Genomic DNA, 16,945 nt, shown 5'->3' with positions numbered 1-16,945 from the left:
CCTCCCCGGTGCGGGGCTCGTTGCGTTTTGTCCGGTTCTGTTGGTCCATCCGGCTTTCGGCGAGCGTTGTGGATCACCTCGTGGTTTGGTGTGCCCCTACGCGGGGTAAGACGTCGCGCACCTGGAGTGCTGTCCCCTCCGGTCGTTGATGTTTGACCTTGTTGGAACTTGGGAGGTGGACGGTGTCGGTGTCGGTGTTGGCCGAGGCGGACCTGAAACTGGACGCTGGGCCGATCGACTACGCGTTGCTCGCCCTCTACTTCGTGGTGGTGCTGGGCATCGGCGTGATGGCGCGACGATCCGTCTCGTCCAGCCTCGACTTCCTGCTGTCCGGGCGGTCGCTGCCGGCGTGGGTCACCGGTCTCGCGTTCATCTCCGCGAACCTCGGTGCGCTCGAGCTCATGGGCATGACGGCCAACGGCGCGCAGTACGGCATGGCGACCGTGCACTACTACTGGATCGGCGCCATCCCCGCGATGGTGTTCCTCGGTCTGGTGATGATGCCGTTCTACTACGGCTCGAAAGTGCGCAGCGTTCCCGAGTTCATGCGCCGCCGGTTCGGCAAGCCGGCCCACCTCGTCAACGCCATCAGCTTCGCCGTCGCGCAGGTGCTGATCGCGGGCATCAACCTGTTCGCCCTCGCGGTGATCGTCGAGGCGCTGCTCGGGTGGCCGCTGCCCGTGTCGATCTGCGTCGCGGCGCTCGTGGTGCTCGCGTACACGACGCTGGGCGGCCTGTCCGCCGCCATCTACAACGAGGTGCTGCAGTTCTTCGTCATCGTCGCCGCGCTGGCGCCGTTGACGATCATCGGCCTCATCAAGGTCGGCGGCTGGCAGGGCCTGGTCGAGAAGGTCACCGACCAGGAGCAGCTCAGCGCGTGGCCCGCCACGGAGCTCACCGGCATCGACAACCCGGTGTGGAGTGTCATCGGACTCGTGTTCGGTCTCGGGTTCGTGCTGTCGTTCGGCTACTGGACGACGAACTTCGCCGAGGTGCAGCGCGCGATGAGCGCCAAGTCGATGTCGGCCGCCAAGCGCACGCCGATCATCGGCGCGTACCCGAAGGCGCTGATCCCGGCGATCATCATCATCCCCGGCATCATCGCCGCGGTGGTCGTGCCGGAGATGGCGCAGCTCAAGGCCGGTGACGACAGCAGCGGCGTCGTGTTCAACAACGTGCTGCCGCTGCTCATGCGCGACCTGCTGCCCAACGGCATCCTCGGCATCGCGATCACGGGTCTGCTGGCGAGCTTCATGGCCGGTGTCGCCGCGAACGTCAGCTCGTTCAACACGGTCTTCACGTACGACCTGTGGCAGGACTACGTGAAGAAGGACCGGCCGGACGAGTACTACCTGCGCATCGGTCGTCTCGCGACGGTCGGCGCGTGCATCCTCGCGATCGGCACGGCGTTCATCGCGGCGGCGCTCGGCGGGTCCAACATCATGGACTACATCCAGGCGCTGTTCTCGTTCTTCAACGCGCCGCTGTTCGCGACGTTCATCCTGGGCATGTTCTGGAAGCGGATGACGCCGACCGCCGGCTGGGTCGGTCTGCTCGCGGGCACCTTCACCGCGATCTTCATCTACGCGATCTCGGAGCCGTCGTTCGGCATCGAGCTGCTGAAGCTGCCCGGCCAGGGCGCGAGCTTCCTGGGCGCCGGACTCGCGTTCGTCGTCGACATCGTGGTGAGCGCCGCGGTCACGATGGTCACGCGGCCGAAGCCGGACAGCGAGCTCGTCGGGCTGGTCTACAGCCTCACGCCCAAGGAGGACAGGGCGCACGGCACCACCGGTGAGGACGCCGGCTGGTACCGCTCGCCCGCCCTGCTCGGCGGCGGCGTGCTCGCGCTGACCACCGTTCTCTACTTCATCTTCGCCTGAGGGAGGCCGCCATGAGGTTGTTCGACCTGCGACTGATCATCGCTTTCCTCTTCGGCCTTTACGGCATCGTGCTGGTCGTCATCGGTCTCGGCTTCACGACCGACGAGGACCTCAAGAAGGCCGAGGGGGTCAACATCAACCTGTGGGCCGGTGTCGCGATGGCCGTGCTGGCGGCGGTCTTCGCCGCCTGGGCGCTGCTGCGGCCCCAGTTCGCGGACACCGAGAAGCAGCCGCTCAAGGAGCTATGAGCGGGGTCGGCCGGGGTGAACGGGGTTGAAGGCCTCGATCGTCCACGCGTCGAGCCAGCTGACGGCGCGGCGAATTCGGTTTCGCACGGTTCTCCTTCGTTTCGGGGTCTTCACCACTTACATCGCGTCGATCTTCTGAATCGTTCCCGTAGCGGTCCGTGACATGTGCCACGGGCCAACTCGGGGTACCGCCCACGAACGCGCGGAAAGGTCGCTACCGTGCACGTCGTGCCTAGTTTTCGCGCCACCGCCGTGGTCGCCGCCGCCGCGTTGCTGATGGCCGGCTGCACCACCGGGCCGGGTCTTGCCAAGACCAACTCGCCCCGCCGCACCGTGCAGGCGGGTGTCGAGACGAACCCGACCGACCCGTCGACGACGACCAAGCAGTCCGCGCAGGCGGGCAAACCGGTCGACCCGGCATTCGCGTCGGAGCGGTTGCGGCTGGTCAACCCGTGTGCGGTGATCGAGAAGGACCTGCTGGAGACGGTCGGCACGCCGTCGCGGTACACGAGCAGCAACTACACGCGCTGCTCCAACTTCATGAAGGACAAGGCCGGCAAGTCGCTCGGGATCACGCTGGACATCGGCTACACGCTCACGGCCACCGACGTGAAGAACGCGACCAAGACGCTCGCGGGGCTCAAGAGCGGCGAGCAGAAGCTGAGCTCGTCGTGCTTCGTCACGGTCGTGACGCAGGAGAGCCCGGCGCAGGCCGTGCGGATCCAGGTCACGACCGGGTCGGGCAGCGAGGCCGCCGAGCCGTGCGACCCCGCCCGCAAAGTGCTCGAGGGCGCGGTCCGCAAGCTCAAGGGCAACCCGCAGAAGTACAGCCCGAGCAAGGGCTCGCCGGTCGAGGTCGACCCGTGCGCGATCGTGGACAAGGCGACGCTCGCGCCCGTGCTCGGCGCCTCGCCGCGCGCCCTGCCGTTCGGCCTGCACCAGTGCTCGTGGTCGGGCCAGAGCGCCCAGATGCAGCTCGACATCAAGACGGCCCGCATCCCCAAGGACGGCAAGTTCGACTCGAAGTCCGTCGAGGTCGACCTCGGGGGCGGCCTGAAGGCCTACCAGGCGTTCAAGGACACCTCGTACCCGAGCTGCGAGCTGGTCGTCGTGCGCACCAAGGACTCGAGCGACGCCGGCGAGATCGTGGAGTTCACCGTGTCGGGCTCGAAGGACAAGGACTTCGACCGCTGCCAGGCGACCCAGACGTTCGCGAAGGCGGTCCTGCCGAGCCTGCCCGCCGCCTGAGCGCGCGGAGCCGGGCGGGGGCTGAAAGTTGGTCCGGTACGCGTTAGGGTCGAGGTTACTGGCGAGTACCTGGAGGGCCCCATGACGCAGACCGCTTCGGACAGCGCGCTGTCGGCCGATGGCGAGCAGCGGCGGTTCGCATCACTGGACCCGCGCACGGGCGAGGTCGTCGCGCACCACCCGATCCACACCGCGGCCGAGGTCGAGGACGCCGTGGCGTCGGCGCGCGAGGCCGCCGCGTGGTGGGCTGGTCTGGGGTTCGAGGGGCGCAAGACCAAGCTCGACGCGTGGCGCAAGATCCTCTCGCAGCGCGCCGACGAGTTCGTCTCGCTGATCAGCTCGGAGACCGGCAAGCCCGCCGACGACTCCCGCGTCGAGATCGCGCTGGTGATGGACCACCTGCACTGGGCCTCGCGGCACGCGGGCCGTGTGCTGGGCAAGCGCCGTGTCTCCTCCGGCATGCTGATGTTCAACCACGGCGCGTCGCTCGAGTACCTGCCGTTGGGCGTCGTCGGCGTCATCGGCCCGTGGAACTACCCCGCGCACACGCCGATGGGGTCGATCTCGTACGCGCTGGCCGCGGGCAACGCCGTGGTGTTCAAGCCGTCGGAGTTCACGCCGGGCGTGGGCACGTTCCTCGCCTCGACGTTCACCGAGGTGGTGCCGGAGCACCCGGTGTTCCAGGTCGTCACGGGCTTCGGCGAGACCGGTGCGGCGCTGTGCGCGGCCGGTGTCGACAAGATCGCGTTCACCGGCTCCACGCGCACCGGCAAGAAGGTCATGGCCGCCGCCGCGTCGACGCTGACGCCGGTGCTGGTCGAGTGCGGCGGCAAGGACGCGCTGATCGTCGACTCGGACGCCGACCTGACCGCCGCCGCCGAGGCCGCGATCTGGGGCGCGGTGTCGAACGCCGGCCAGACGTGCGCGGGCGTCGAGCGGATCTACGTGGCCGAGGAGGTCGCGGACGAGTTCGTCGAGATCGTCGTGAAGCGGGCCCGCAAGCTCAAGCCGGGCGGTGAGCCGAACGCGAACCTCGGGCCGATCACCATGCCGTCGCAGGTGGAGATCATCCGCGAGCACGTGCGGGACGCCCTGGACCGCGGCGGCAAGGCGCTCGTGGGCGGTGCGGACTCGATCAGGCCGCCGTACGTCGAGCCGGTCGTGCTCGCGGACGTGCCGGAGGACTCGCTCGCGATCACCGAGGAGACCTTCGGGCCTACCGTGGTGATCAACCGGGTGCCGAACGCGATGGAGGGCGTGCGGCTCGCGAACCGGTCGAAGTACGGGCTGGGTGCCGCCGTGTTCTCGAAGTCGCGCGGCGAGGAGCTGGCGCGCGAACTGCGCGTCGGGATGGTGTCGATCAACTCCGTGCTGACCTACGCGGCGATCCCCGGGCTGCCGTTCGGCGGGGTCGGCGACTCCGGGTTCGGGCGCATCCACGGCGAGGACGGGCTGCGCGAGTTCGCCTACGCCAAGGCGACGACGAAGCTGAAGTTCTCGTCGCTGATCAACATGGCGACGTTCGACCGGTCGTCCATCGCGGGCAGGCAGATGCTGCGCCTCGCGCGGGTGCTCTTCGGCCGGTAGGAGCACCCGCGCGGGCGGCGGTCAGGCTCCGAGCTGCTTGCGCAGGTCGTCCAGGACCACGTCGGCGGCGAGCACGCCGAGGCCGAGGAAGTACGTCTCGTCGGCCACGGGCTTGGCCTTGCCGCCCTTGACGGCGTTGAGGCCGCTCCACAGCGGACCGCCGAGCACCGAGCCCTGCGCGGTCTTGGCGGCGTCGCCGTAGGAGGAGTAGACGACGAAGTCGGCGTCGGCCTTGCCGATCTCCTCCGCGCTGACCTCGGCGGCCAGGTCGTCGACCTGCGACGGCGTCGGCTGGGGGATCTTCGCGTCGATGAGGATCGTGCCGATGAACGACTTCTTGGCGTACAGGCGGATGCGGCCGGGCATGAAGCGCAGCGCCGTGACCGTGGGGCGCACGCCGAGCTTCGTCTCGATGGCGGTGCCGACCGCGACGGCCTTGTTCGTGTAGTCCTCGAGCATCTTCGCGGCGTCCGCCTGGCGGTCGAGCGCGGCGGCGTTGAGCAGGAAGTTCTCCTTCCACACGTAGCCGGGGCGCACCGAGAAGACGGTCGGCGCGATCGCCGAGAGCTTCGGGTAGAGGGCTTCCGCGCGCAGCTGCGAGCCCAGGATCAGGTCCGGGTCCAGCTTGGTGATCGCCTCGAGGTTGAGGTTGTTGATCGTGCCGACGTTCTCCGGCTTGCCGCCCTTGTCGCCGATGTAGGACGGCATGGTGGGGGAGCCGTCGGTGTAGGCGATGCCGACGGGCTTGATGCCGAGCGCCACGACGTTGTCGAGTTCACCCGTGTCGAGCACGATCACCCGTTCGGGTTTCTTCTCGATCGTGGTCTCACCCATCGCGTGCTTGACCGTGCGGGGGAACTCGCCCGGTTTCGCGGTCGTGCCGAAGCCGTTGCTGAGCTGCGTCGCCTTGCCGAAGTCCTCTCCTCCCTGGGCGACCGCCGGTGCTTCCGGGCTGCTCGGGGTGCAGGCGGTGAGGGTCAGGGCGACAGCGACCAGCAGCGCTGCTCTCTTGGGCACGACGTGGTTCCTCCGCTACTCGCAGTGATGTTGACCTGCATTTCTTAGGGCAGGCTAACGGTAGCCGGGTCCTTTGCCTGTTCCGAGTGTCAGACCCCCGGAGTAAGAAGGAACACGGTCACCGCCTCTCGGAAGGGCTGTTCGATGAAGAAGATCATCAATGATCCGGAAACCGTGGTGCAGGACGCGCTGCGGGGGATGCAGGCAGCCCATTCCGACCTGTTGTCGGTGCACTACGACCCGGCGGTCGTGGTGCGCGCGGACGCCCCGGTGCGGGGCAAGGTCGCGATCATCTCGGGAGGGGGCGCGGGCCACGAGCCGTTGCACGGCGGGTTCGTCGGGCGCGGCATGCTCGACGCGGCCTGTCCCGGCCCGGTGTTCACCTCGCCGACGTCGGACCAGGTGCTCGACGCGGTGGTGAAGACCGACGGCGGCGCGGGCGCGCTGCTGATCGTGAAGAACTACACCGGCGACGTGCTGAACTTCGAGATGGCCGCCGAGCTGGCGGAGTCCGAGGTGCGCAGCGTCGTGATCGACGACGACGTGGCGGTGAAGGACTCGCTCTACACGGCGGGCCGTCGTGGCGTAGGCGGCACCGTACTGCTGGAGAAGATCGTGGGCGCGGCGGCCGAGCGCGGCGACGACCTGGCGGCGTGCGAGGCGCTGGCCCTGCGGGTGATCTCGTCGGTGCGGTCGATGGGGCTGGCGCTGACCTCGTGCACCGTGCCGCACGTGGGCGAGCCGTCGTTCTCGCTGGCCGACGACGAGATGGAGATCGGCATCGGCATCCACGGCGAGCCGGGCCGCCACCGCGTGCCCGTGTCGTCGGCCTCGGAGATGGTGGCGGCGCTGCTCGACCCGGTCCTGGAGGACCTGCCGTTCGCCTCGGGGGACCGGGTGCTGCTGTTCACGAACTCGATGGGCGGCACCCCGCTGATCGAGCTGTACCTGGCGCACGGCATCGCCGAGCAGCTCCTGGCCGACCGGGGGATCACGGTCGAACGCCGGCTGGTTGGCCCGTACATCACCAGTCTGGAGATGCAGGGCATGAGCCTCACGCTGCTGAAGGTGGACGACGAGCTGCTGTCGCTCTGGGACGCGCCGGTGCACACGCCCGCTCTGCGGTGGGGGGTCTGAGGTGGGGTGCACGGCCTCGGACGTCGCGGCGGCCATCCGCGCCGCCGCTCTCGTCGTGCAGGAGCACCGCGACGAGCTGGTGCGCCTGGACCAGGCGATCGGTGACGCCGACCATGGCGAGAACCTGCGGCGCGGCTTCACCGCCGTGGTGTCCAAGCTGGACGCCGACGAGCCGGACACGCCGGCCAAGGTGCTGAAGCTGGTCGCCACCACGCTGATCTCGACGGTCGGCGGCGCGGCGGGCCCGTTGTACGGCACGGCTTTCCTGCGCGCGGCGGCCGCGCTGGGCGACGCGGCGGAGCTCGACTCCGACTCGGTCGCCCGAGCCCTGCAGGCGGCGCTCGACGGCGTGGTGGCCCGCGGCAAGGCGGCGGTGGGCGACAAGACGATGGTCGACGCCCTGACCCCGGCGGTGGCTGCGGCGGCCTCGGTGACCGGTTCGGTGTCCGCGCTGCTGTCCGCGGCCGCCGACGCCGCGGCCGAGGGCGCCGAGTCGACCGTGCCGATGGTGGCGCGCAAGGGCCGCGCGTCCTACCTGGGCGAGCGCAGCGCGGGCCATCTGGATCCGGGCTCCCGCTCGACGGCCCTGCTGTTGCGCGCCTTCGCGGACACGGCGGCGAAGTCATGACCGCGGCCTCGCACCGCGGCAGGGTTGGCCTGGTGGTCGTCTCGCACAGCGAACTGCTGGCAGGCGGCGTGGCGGAACTGGCCGCCCAGATGGCCCCCGACGTCACCGTCCACCCGGTGGGCGGCACGGAGGAGGGCGGCCTGGGCACCGACTACGGCGCCGTGGTCGAAGCCCTGGCCGACGCGGACTCCGGCGCGGGCGTGGTCGTCCTGTACGACCTGGGCAGCGCGAAGATGACGGCGGACATGGCCGTCGAGTCGGCCGACGACCCGTCCCGCTACCAGGTGGTGGACGCACCCCTGGTGGAAGGCGCCGTGGCAGCGGCCGTGGCGGCCCAGGGAGGAGCCGCCCTGGCCGCCGTGGCCGCGGCGGCCGAGGGCGCCTCCGGCGACACCCCGGTGTCCGCCCCGGACCGCCCGGCCCTGCACCTGGTGCCGGACGCCGTGACGGCCGAGGTCCCGCTGACCAACGAAGTGGGCCTGCACGCCCGCCCGGCCGCCCTGCTGTCCCGCACGGTGGCCGAACTGGACGCCGACGTGCTCGTCCGCTACGGCTCCGAGGAGGCGAACGCGGCCAGCGTCCTGGCCCTGATGGGCCTGAGCGCGCCGGGCGGCAGGTCCATCACGGTGGTGGCCACGGGCAAGGACGCGGCGGAGGCGGTGCGCCGGATCGAGGAGCTGGCGGAGAGGGGGTTCGACGACTAGCGACCCGCTGACTCCACGCCTCCGCGGCGCGCGGGGGTGAGGCGAGCTGCTCGCGGGTTCTCGGCGCAGCCGGTGGCTGGTGTGCCTTGAGCGGCGTGGCGTGGCGTGGCTTGTGCGATGGGCTGCGGGATGCGGGCTGCGGGCGGTGGGCTGCGGGCGGTGCCGTCGCCTAAGCGCGGTGCCTCATGGCGCGGTCGGTCGTTGGTGCGCCTTGAGCGCGGTGGGCAGGCCGCGGTCTTGCCCTGCCGCCTCCGCACCGGGGCTTGGGCCCACCCGTGCCCGCTCCAGCCTCTCGCGCCTCCGCACCGGGGCTTGCTCCCACTCGTGCCCGCTCCCGCCTCCTCGCCTCAGCCTCTCCCGCTGCCTCGCCCCCAGCCTCTGCCCAGCCGTTTCCGCCGCCTTGCCCCAGCCGTTTCCGCCGCCTCACCCCAGTCTCTCCCGCCTCCTCGCCTCAGCCGTTCCCGCCGCTTCGCCCCAACCTCTTCCCGGTCGTCCCGCCGCCCCGCCCAACAGCTCGTGCCTCCCGCCCCAGCCGCCCCGCCCCGGACCCGGATGGCGCAACCCCGCCGCTACCCCACACGGGTTGATCAGGCCCGATACCCCGCCACCCGCGCCCCTGGACCGATCACTGTTTCGATCCCGATGGCGAAGCTCACGACCGCCCGCAACTCGAGGAGTGGCATAGTCGCCCGCAAGTTACTCATTGGTAGCCCACGCTCTACCCCGCAGGGAGGTCTGCAGTGGCGCGCGAGATCAACACCGTCGGAGTCGTCGGCTTCGGAACCATGGGCGCGGGCATCGTGGAGGTGCTGGCGCGCACCGGGCTCGAGGTCAGGGTGGTGGACGTCGACGCCGCCGGGGTCGAGCGCGGCCTCGGGCACCTCAAGCACTCCACCGAGCGGGCCGTGCAGCGCGAGAAGATCTCCGCCGCCGAGAAGGCCGCGATCCACGGGCGGGTCACCACGAGCCTGGACCTCGCGAGTCTCGCCGGCTGCGACCTGGTGGTCGAGGCGGTGCCGGAGAACGTCGAGCTGAAGGCGAAGATCTTCCAGGCGCTGGACGTGGTTCTCGCGCCCGAGGCGATCATCGCGTCGAACACGTCGTCGTTGTCGATCACCGAGATCGGCGTGCACACGAAGAGGCCCGGCAAGGTCGTCGGCCTGCACTTCTTCAACCCCACGCAGGTGCTGAAGCTGGTCGAGGTCGTGCGGACGGTCGTCACGGAGCCGGACGTGATCGCGGACGTCGTGGCGTTCACCGAGCGGCTCGGCAAGTCGCCGGTCGTGATCGGCGACCGCGCCGGGTTCATCGCCAACGCGCTGCTGTTCCCCTACCTCAACCACGCGGTCAAGATGCTGGAGTCGCGGTACGCGACGCGCGAGGACCTCGACGCGGCCATGCGGTACGGCTGCGGGTACCCCATGGGGCCGTTGGCGTTGCTGGACCTCATCGGGCTCGACACCGCCTACGAGATCCTCGACACGATGTACCACCAGTCGCGCAACCGCCTGCACGCGCCGGCGCCGCTGCTCAAGCAGATGATCACGGCCGGGCTGCTCGGGCGGAAGACCGGGCGCGGCTTCTACACCTACGACGGGCCGGACTCGCCGGTCGTCGTCGGCGACGCGCAGACTCCGTCCGGAGTGGACAGTGCGGTGCAGGCCCGCGAGGTGAGGCGGGTCGGGGTCGTCGGCACGGGCACGATGGCCACCGGGATCGCCGAGGTCTTCGCCAAGCGCGGGTACGACGTCGTGCTGCGCGCCCGAACGCTGGACAAGGCCGAGGCGGCGATCGGGCTGGTGCGCAAGTCGCTCGACCGCGCGGTGGCCAAGGGCAAGCTCTCCGAGCAGGACCGGGACGCGGCGCTCGGCCGGATCGTGCCCGCCGTCGAGTTCGTCGAGCTCGCGGACTGCGACCTGGTCGTCGAGGCCGTGGCCGAGGAGATCGGGATCAAGAAGGAGGTCTTCGCGGCGCTCGACGAGGTGTGCAAGCCCGGCGCGGTGCTCGCGACGACCACGTCGTCGTTGCCGGTCATCGAGGTGGCGGCGGCGACCGGCAGGCCCGCGGACGTCGTCGGCCTGCACTTCTTCAACCCCGCGCAGGTCATGAAGCTGGTCGAGGTCGTCGAGACGATCTCCACGGGCGCGGACGTGGTCGCCACGGCGCGCAAGATCTGCCTCGACCTCGGCAAGCACCCCGTGCACTGCGGTGACGTCGCGGGCTTCATCGTCAACGCGCTGCTGTTCCCGTACCTCAACGACGCGGTGAGGATGCTGGAGGCCCACTACGCGGAAGCCGACGACATCGACAACGCGATGAAGGTCGGCTGCGGCCTGCCGATGGGCCCGTTCGCGCTTCTCGACGTCGTCGGGCTGGACGTGTCGCTCGCGATCCAGCGCACGCTCTTCAACGAGTTCCGCGAGCCCGGGTTCGCGCCGGCGCCGCTGCTCGAGCACCTGGTCACGGCCGGGCGTCTCGGGCGCAAGACGGGCAAGGGGTTCCGCGACTACTCGTGAGCCGCTCACAGGAGCACCATGTGACGTCTGGCATGGTGGGGGCCATGCGTCGACTGGTGCTCCTGTTGGCTGTCCTCGTGCTGGTGACCGGCTGCGCCCGGACGACCGTCGGGGGCAGTCCGGTCGCGCAGTCCCCGCTCGACGCCTCCTCGCCGTTCGACCAGGAGCAGGACCCCTCGGCCGACCCGTCCACGTCCGAAGAGCCGGAGGACCCCGAGACCGCGCCGATCGACGGCGAGGTGCAGGGCGTCTGCGCGAAGCTGAAGTGGACCGACCTGCCCTACCCCGGCGCGAAGGCGGAGACGCCGCCCAGCCAGATCAACTACGACTCGACGTTCGACCAGTCGTGCCGGTGGACGACGAAGGCCGGCGACGTCGAGGTGGGCGTCTCGCTGAGGTTCCGCGAGGGCCGGCAGATCACCATCGAGCGCACCACCGGCGACTGGGACGTGAAGGGCCACAAGGTCTCATACCTCGACCGCTCCGACGAGGCCGACGTCGACCCGTCGTGCGTGCTCGTCGTCCCCTACGAGGGCGGCGGGCTCGGGATCATCGTCATCGACCCGTCCGGCAAGTTCGGCACCGTGTGCGACCAGGGCCGCAAGGTCGCCGAGGTGCTGATCGACCGGGAGACGTCCTAGCTGCAGCAACCCCCGCCGCAGCACCCGCCGCCACCGCCCGCGGGCTGCTGCTGCGTGCCGCCGATACCGGCCATGGACAGCAGCTTCACGGTGTCGGCGTGGCCGTCGGGGCAGTTCGCCGGCGAGGACGACTCGCTCATCGGGCGCTGCAGTTCGAAGGTGTCGTCGCAGGTTCGGCAACGGAACTCGTAGGTCGGCACGGCCCGATTCTACGAGCGGTTACCGTGTGGCCGTGCCACGTCGCAACAGCCCCAAGCCAGAAGACCCACGACCCCTCGGCGGGGGCGTCGGCTGGGCGCGCACGGAGTCAGGGCCCGACGGCGACTGGCTGGTGCGCGCGATCTCGGGCGCGCAGGCGCAGAAGACCTACCGCTGTCCCGGCTGCGACCACGAGATCCGCCCCGGCACGCCGCACGTCGTCGCGTGGCCCGCCGAGGAGACGGGCTCGGTCGAGGAACGCCGCCACTGGCACCAGGGCTGCTGGGACTCGCGCGGCCGGCGTGGGCCGACCGCGCGCCGGTGGTGACGTCCGGGCGCTAGAGACCGACCTGCTCGCGCCACCGCTCGAGCCGGGTGCGGAACTCCTCCGGCCGCTCGACGGGCGGCAGGTGGCCGCAGTCCTCGATGCGTTCGCTGGTGGAGCGCCGCAGCGTCACCGCGAGCTTCGCGGCCACGTCCGGGGGCGTCAGCCTGTCGTGCTCGCCCACGAGCACGAGGGACGGCACGTCCATCGACTCCAGGACGTCCGCGGAGTCCGGCCGTTTCGCCATCGCGCGCTGCCACCACGCCACGTCCTCGGCCCGCTGGTCGAGGATCATCGTGCGCACCAGGGCCCGTGCCGCGTCGGAGGCGCCGGGGCCGACCAGGTTCGGCAGCATCGCCTCGACGAGCCACTCGCCGACGCCGTCGCGTTCGACCCGGTCCGCCATCGCGTGCCGGTTCGCGGCGGCCTCCGGCGCGTCCGCCGTGTGCTTGGTGTCGACGAAGACCAGGCCCCGCACGCGTTCCGGTGCGCGGCGCAGCAACGCCATCGCGACGTAGCCGCCCATCGAGCACCCGCCCAGCAGCACCTTGTCGAGACCGCGTTCGTCGAGCTCGGCGAGGACCTGGGACGCGAGCACGTCGAGGTCGGGCTCACCGCGCCCGCGCAACGACGGCGTGATCGCGCCGGGCACGTCCCACATCCGCGCGTCGAGCGGAAAGGCGTGCAGCAGCACCAGGTCGTCCATCAGTTCCCCCACTCCGGCGCCAGCACCGACCACACCTCGATGTCCTGCCGGACCCCGCGGTGCACCGAGTACGAGCGCAGCACCCCGTCCTTGGCCATGCCGAGCCGCCGCGCGACCGCGATGCTGGCCGCGTTGGCCGACGACACCTGCCACTCAACCCGATGCACACCGCGCTCGCGAATCGCGTGGTCGATCAACACCCGGCACGCCCTGGTGACGAGCCCCTTGCCGACACCGGCGGGTTCGAGCCAGCAGCCGACCTCGGCCCGGCCCTGCGCGACCTCGAAGACGCGGAACAGCACGCCGCCGACCAGCACGCCGTCGAGCCAGATGCCGAAGAGCCGGCCGGTGTCGGCGGCCGCCTTGTCCGCGTAGCTCTGGAGGAGCCGGCGCGCGCTCTCGAGGTCTTTCGCGGCGTCGGCGAACCCGATGTGCTCCCCGATGAAGTCCCGGCCGCGCTCCAGGTGCGCGAAGAACTCCTCGGCCCGCCACGGCTCCAACGGCCTGAGCTCGGCGTCCGCGCCGAGCGGTGTCGCGAACATCCTGTTCCCCCAAGATGAGTGACGTGTCGACGCGAATCGTATTGGTGCGCCATGCGCAGTCCGTCCGGCCACGCCTCGGCGAACCCGATGACGACCAACGCCCGTTGCACCCGCACGGCTCGGAGGCGGCGCGGGAACTGGTCCCGCGGCTCGTCGCCCTCGCGCCGGCGGCGGTGCTGTCGAGCCCTCAGCTGCGCGCGGTGCAGACGGTCACGCCCGCCGCGGACGCCCTCGGACTGGAGGTGGAGACGTGGCCGGAGCTGCGCGAGTGGGAGTCGGGGCTGGTGCCGAGCGCGGACTGGGCGGCGCTGCACACCTGGAGCTGGGCGAACCCGGGGCTGGCGCACGGGACCGGGGAGAGCCTGGACGCGGTGACCGTGCGGGCGGGGCGGGCGGTGCAGCGGATCGCCCGCTCGCACCCCGGCGCGACGGTGGTGGTCGGGTCGCACGGGGTTTTTCTGTCGCGCGCGTTGATCGCGGTCGGACGGGACGTGGGGTGGGACTTCTGCCGGTCGATGCCGATGCCGGCGATCCACGAGATCAGGGTCTGACCTGCGGTGACGCAAAATTGTCGGTGCCGGCTGGGATGATTGAAATCAGGGGTCCCCCTGGGCGGGGGACCCCTGCGTGAGCTCGCGTGGGCGGCCGGGCGTCAGGACTTCTTGGCCGGCTGCGGACGGGCGATCTTGGCGGTCGGGCCGTCCACCTGGGGTGCGGTGGCCGGCTTGTTCGGCGCGCCCGGAGCCGGCTTCGACGGCGCACCCTGGGCGGGGGCGGCGGGCTTCGACGGTCCGCCCTGTCCGGGAGCTGCCGGCCTGGGGGCCGCGGACTGCGCGGGAGCCGGTGCGGCCTGGGCCTGGGCGGCGGCGGGAACCTTCGGCGCGGCCGAGCCGGTGTTCGGCTGAGCAGCCGGAGCAGCCTGCTGACCAGCAGCGCCCTGAGCGGGCGCGGACTGAGCGGGCGCGGACTGAGCGGCACCGGGCTGGGCTGCGCCGGACCGCGCAGATCCGGCCTGGGCCGAGCCGGCCTGGGCAGTTCCGGACTGGGCAGCACCGGACTGGGCCGGAGCACCCTCGACCGGTGCCGGGCCAGACGTAGGCGCCGGAGCCGGAGCCGCGGCCTGAGCTGCGGACTGAGCGGGGTCCTCCTCCACCGGGTCGAGCAGCGGCACCACGTCCTGCAGCGCCGTCCGCACGTTGTGGAGCTGGTGCGAGAGGCGGTTGCGCAGGGTGCGGAGCTGCTCGACGCGCTGGGTCGCGGCGGCCGTGCGGCGGTTGGCTTCCTCGGTGGCCTCGCGGACTCGGCGGTTCGCCTCCTCGGTGGCCTCCTGGATGCGGGCCGTCGCCTCGGTGACGGAGTCGTGGCGGCGGCGGTTGGCCTCTTCGGTGGCCTCGCGCAGGCGGCGTTCGGCCTCCGCCTTCGAGGTGGTCTGCTCCTGGGCGATTGCGGCGCGGACCCTCGCGGCTTCCTCGGCGGCCTCGCGGACTCGGCGGTCCGCCTCGCCCTTCGAGGTGGCCTCCTGCGTGGCGAGGGTGGCCATGGCCTCGGAGCGGCGGGCCGCCATCGCGATCTCGAAGTCCTCCTCGACGGTCACGCGGCGCTGCTCGGACTCGTCGGAGATCTTGCGGGCGGCGGACTCCGCCTCGGAGACGATCTTCTCCGCCTCGGAGCGCGCGTTCTCCAGGACTCCCTTGTGCTCGGCCTCCATGGCGGCGCGGCGCTCGTCGAGCTCGGCGATCAGCTTCTCGTAGCGCTGGCGCAGCACACCCGCGTCGGCTTCCGCCTTGGCGCGGATGTGCCCGCCCTCCGCCTCGGCACGGGCCTTGATCTCGTTGGCCTCGTCCTGGGCCAGCCGCAGCATGCGCTGGAGGCGCTCGGAGAGCCCCTCCAGCGTCGTCGGCGGCAGCGACAGGCGCTCGACCTGGTTGCGCAGCTCGGACATCTCCGAGCGCGCGGCTTCCAGCTGGCGCGCCAGGTCGGACGTCTGGGAGACGGCGGCATCGCGGTCCGCGGCCAGCAGCCGCAGGTCCGAGTCGAGGCGTTCGAGGTGATCCTCGACCTGGGCGCGGTCGTACCCGCGCTTGACGATGTCGAAGCCGGATCCCAGTGGGACGAGGTCACGGTCGTCGGCGAGGCCCATGCCCCTCACGCTACCCGTTCGGGTCACCCCGGAAGGTCACACACCCCGGAATCGATTGATAGCTGTGAGGTGCTTCGCGCGCAGCTCGTGATCGAGCACACCCAGACCCTCTTCCGGGGCAAGGCAGAGCACGCCGACCTTGCCCTGGTGCGCGTTGCGGTGGACGTCGTGCGCTGCCTGGCCCGTTTCGTCCATTGAGTACACCTTGGACACCGTCGGGTGGATCTTTCCCTTTGCGATCAACCTGTTCGCCTCCCACGCCTCGCGGTAGTTCGCGAAGTGCGAGGACAGGATGTGCTTGAGGTTCATCCAGAGGTACCGGTTGTCGTACTGGTGCATGTACCCGGAGGTCGACGCGCACGTCACGATCTTGCCGCCCTTGCGCGCGACGAACACCGACGCGCCGAACGTCTCCCGGCCGGGGTGCTCGAACACGATGTCCGGGTCCTCGCCACCGGTCAGCTCGCGGATCTTCGCGCCGAACCGCTTCCACTCCCGCGGGTCCTGCTCGTGCTCGTCCTTCCAGAACCGGTAGCCCTCGGCCGAGCGGTCGATGATCAGTTCGGCGCCCATCGAACGGACGATCTCCGCCTTCTCCGGCGAGGAGACGACGCAGATGGGCGTGGCGCCGCCGTTCAGCGCGAACTGCGTGGCGTAGGAACCGAGACCGCCGGACGCGCCCCAGATCAGGACCGTGTCGCCCTGCTTCATGTTGGCGCCGTTGGTCGACACCAGCTGCCGGTACGCGGTGGAGTTGACCAGGCCCGGCGACGCCGCCTCCTCCCACGAGAGGTGCTTCGGCATCGGCATCAGCTGGTTCGACTTCACGAGCGCGAGGTCGGCGAGGCCGCCGAAGTTCGTCTCGAAGCCCCAGATCCGCTGCTGCGGGTCGAGCATCGTGTCGTTGTGGCCGTCCGGGGCCTCCAACGGCACGTCCAGGCAGTGCGCGACCACGCGGTCGCCCGGCTTCCACGCGGTGACGCCGGGGCCGACGCGCACGACGACGCCGGCCAGGTCCGATCCCACCACGTGGTACGGCAGGTCGTGGCGGCCGCCCAGGCGCTTGAGGAACCCGAACGTCGACACCGGCTCGAAGATCGACGTCCACACGGTGTTGTAGTTGATGGCGGAGGCCATCACGGCCACCAGCGCCTCGCCCGGCCCGAGCTCCGGGGTGGCGACCTCGTCGACGTGCAGCGACTTGCGCGGGTCCTTGTCCCGCGTCTCGAGGCCCGCGAACATGTCCGCCTCGTCCGCGTGCACCGTCACGCCCCGATAGCTCTCCGGAACGTCCAAGGAACCGATCGCGTCCAGCTCGTCGGCCAGGATCGCGTCAAGGATCTTCTGCACGGCGGCATTCCTTCCCTAGTGAGGGATAGTCGCAGGTGGCCGGAGGTTACTCATCAGTAACCGATTCAGAATCCTGCT

At 70.7% G+C, this 16,945-nt stretch carries 17 protein-coding genes; 11 read left to right on the top strand and 6 right to left on the bottom strand.

Annotated elements, in window-relative coordinates:
* The first annotated feature begins 188 nt into the window (after positions 1-188).
* The 4 genes from ACFWGZ_RS17655 (at position 189) to ACFWGZ_RS17640 (ending at position 4,963) form a co-directional block, all read left to right on the top strand.
* Complete coding sequence (locus ACFWGZ_RS17655) at positions 189-1,880, top strand: sodium:solute symporter family protein (RefSeq protein WP_382452579.1); 1,692 nt, start codon at positions 189-191, stop codon at positions 1,878-1,880.
* Between the two features lie 11 nt (positions 1,881-1,891).
* Complete coding sequence (locus ACFWGZ_RS17650) at positions 1,892-2,128, top strand: hypothetical protein (RefSeq protein WP_382452578.1); 237 nt, start codon at positions 1,892-1,894, stop codon at positions 2,126-2,128.
* A gap of 228 nt (positions 2,129-2,356) precedes the next feature.
* Positions 2,357-3,376 carry a hypothetical protein gene (locus tag ACFWGZ_RS17645; RefSeq protein ID WP_382452577.1) on the top strand — a complete coding sequence of 340 codons (1,020 nt, stop codon included), beginning with the start codon at positions 2,357-2,359 and terminating at the stop codon, positions 3,374-3,376.
* A gap of 81 nt (positions 3,377-3,457) precedes the next feature.
* Complete coding sequence (locus ACFWGZ_RS17640) at positions 3,458-4,963, top strand: aldehyde dehydrogenase family protein (protein ID WP_382452576.1); 1,506 nt, start codon at positions 3,458-3,460, stop codon at positions 4,961-4,963.
* Positions 4,964-4,984: 21 nt separating this feature from the next.
* Here ACFWGZ_RS17640 and ACFWGZ_RS17635 read toward each other — a convergent pair whose 3' ends face one another.
* Positions 4,985-5,980, bottom strand: a complete 996-nt coding sequence (locus ACFWGZ_RS17635) for an ABC transporter substrate-binding protein (protein ID WP_382452575.1) — start codon at positions 5,978-5,980, stop codon at positions 4,985-4,987.
* Between the two features lie 144 nt (positions 5,981-6,124).
* Between ACFWGZ_RS17635 and dhaK the strand changes: the two genes are divergently transcribed.
* The 5 genes from dhaK to ACFWGZ_RS17610 all read left to right on the top strand — a co-directional run bounded on the left by dhaK (position 6,125) and on the right by ACFWGZ_RS17610 (position 11,606).
* Entirely contained in the window at positions 6,125-7,117 is a 993-nt protein-coding gene (gene dhaK, locus ACFWGZ_RS17630) for a dihydroxyacetone kinase subunit DhaK (protein WP_382452574.1), read from the top strand.
* 1 nt (position 7,118) lies between these two features.
* Positions 7,119-7,745 carry a dihydroxyacetone kinase subunit DhaL gene (gene dhaL, locus ACFWGZ_RS17625; RefSeq protein WP_382452573.1) on the top strand — a complete coding sequence of 209 codons (627 nt, stop codon included), beginning with the start codon at positions 7,119-7,121 and terminating at the stop codon, positions 7,743-7,745.
* Entirely contained in the window at positions 7,742-8,449 is a 708-nt protein-coding gene (gene dhaM / locus ACFWGZ_RS17620; RefSeq protein ID WP_382452572.1) for a dihydroxyacetone kinase phosphoryl donor subunit DhaM, read from the top strand. Before dhaL ends, dhaM begins: the two co-directional genes overlap by 4 nt.
* A gap of 740 nt (positions 8,450-9,189) precedes the next feature.
* Entirely contained in the window at positions 9,190-10,965 is a 1,776-nt protein-coding gene (locus ACFWGZ_RS17615) for a 3-hydroxyacyl-CoA dehydrogenase family protein (RefSeq protein WP_382452571.1), read from the top strand.
* Between the two features lie 44 nt (positions 10,966-11,009).
* Entirely contained in the window at positions 11,010-11,606 is a 597-nt protein-coding gene (locus tag ACFWGZ_RS17610) for a DUF3558 family protein (protein ID WP_382452570.1), read from the top strand.
* Here the strand turns inward: ACFWGZ_RS17610 and ACFWGZ_RS17605 are convergent.
* Positions 11,603-11,806, bottom strand: a complete 204-nt coding sequence (locus ACFWGZ_RS17605) for a zinc ribbon domain-containing protein (protein WP_382452569.1) — start codon at positions 11,804-11,806, stop codon at positions 11,603-11,605. The two genes, ACFWGZ_RS17610 and ACFWGZ_RS17605, sit on opposite strands and share 4 nt — an antisense overlap.
* A gap of 32 nt (positions 11,807-11,838) precedes the next feature.
* Between ACFWGZ_RS17605 and ACFWGZ_RS17600 the strand changes: the two genes are divergently transcribed.
* Positions 11,839-12,132, top strand: coding sequence for a hypothetical protein (locus ACFWGZ_RS17600; RefSeq protein WP_382416078.1), 294 nt, complete (start codon positions 11,839-11,841; stop codon positions 12,130-12,132).
* Positions 12,133-12,142: 10 nt separating this feature from the next.
* Here ACFWGZ_RS17600 and ACFWGZ_RS17595 read toward each other — a convergent pair whose 3' ends face one another.
* Complete coding sequence (locus tag ACFWGZ_RS17595) at positions 12,143-12,835, bottom strand: alpha/beta fold hydrolase (protein WP_382452568.1); 693 nt, start codon at positions 12,833-12,835, stop codon at positions 12,143-12,145.
* Positions 12,835-13,377, bottom strand: coding sequence for a GNAT family N-acetyltransferase (locus ACFWGZ_RS17590; RefSeq protein WP_382452567.1), 543 nt, complete (start codon positions 13,375-13,377; stop codon positions 12,835-12,837). Before ACFWGZ_RS17590 ends, ACFWGZ_RS17595 begins: the two co-directional genes overlap by 1 nt.
* Before the next feature lie 23 nt (positions 13,378-13,400).
* On the opposite strand from ACFWGZ_RS17590, the gene ACFWGZ_RS17585 reads away from it, so the two are divergent.
* Positions 13,401-13,928 (top strand): histidine phosphatase family protein, encoded by a 528-nt coding sequence (locus ACFWGZ_RS17585; RefSeq protein ID WP_382452566.1) that lies wholly within the window; start codon positions 13,401-13,403, stop codon positions 13,926-13,928.
* A gap of 101 nt (positions 13,929-14,029) precedes the next feature.
* Here the strand turns inward: ACFWGZ_RS17585 and ACFWGZ_RS17580 are convergent, their stop codons facing one another.
* Both ACFWGZ_RS17580 and ccrA read right to left on the bottom strand, forming a co-directional pair.
* The gene (locus ACFWGZ_RS17580; protein WP_382452565.1) at positions 14,030-15,517 is read right to left on the bottom strand and encodes a chromosome segregation protein; all 1,488 of its coding nucleotides are present in this window, start codon (positions 15,515-15,517) and stop codon (positions 14,030-14,032) included.
* A 36-nt stretch (positions 15,518-15,553) separates the two neighbouring features.
* On the bottom strand, positions 15,554-16,867 hold the full coding sequence (ccrA, locus tag ACFWGZ_RS17575) for a crotonyl-CoA carboxylase/reductase (RefSeq protein WP_382452564.1): 1,314 nt from the start codon (positions 16,865-16,867) through the stop codon (positions 15,554-15,556).
* Positions 16,868-16,945 lie beyond the last annotated feature (78 nt).

The organism is Lentzea sp. NPDC060358, from assembly GCF_042725365.1.
In the GTDB taxonomy this organism is placed as follows: domain Bacteria; phylum Actinomycetota; class Actinomycetes; order Mycobacteriales; family Pseudonocardiaceae; genus Lentzea.
This window is presented reverse-complemented; position numbering and strand designations above follow the sequence as displayed.